Annotated in this window: 1 pseudogene; it reads left to right on the top strand. The window is 77.0% G+C overall.

Features of this window, described 5'->3' with window-relative positions:
• Positions 1 to 283, top strand: a pseudogene (locus CCN72_RS41145) (ATP-binding protein); the annotation flags it as partial.

Below are 283 nucleotides of genomic sequence, written 5' to 3'. Positions count from 1 at the left end.
CTGGCGCGGGAGGCGAAGGCCGGGCTGATGGGGGATGTGGACCATGCGCGGATCGACCGGGCCTGGCAGGGCGTGCGGTCGGGGCGGCACAGCCTGGCCACGTTCACCGCAGCCGTGGTGAAGGACGGCTCCGCCGCCTGTGCGCACCCCTCCGGCCGGCGCGATCTGCCCGTCCGGCAGGCGAGGCACGACCTGGTCACCGGCCAGGTCCGGCTCGGCGCCACCGCCGACGACCCCCGCAACCCGTACCACTACCGCGGCACCGGCCTCGGCCTCGGCCCCG

Origin of the sequence: Streptomyces murinus, from assembly GCF_002154555.1 — a bacterium.
GTDB classification, from domain to species: Bacteria; Actinomycetota; Actinomycetes; order Streptomycetales; family Streptomycetaceae; genus Streptomyces; species Streptomyces murinus.
Note: the sequence above shows the minus strand (reverse complement) of the source record. Positions and strands in the feature narration are given on the sequence as shown.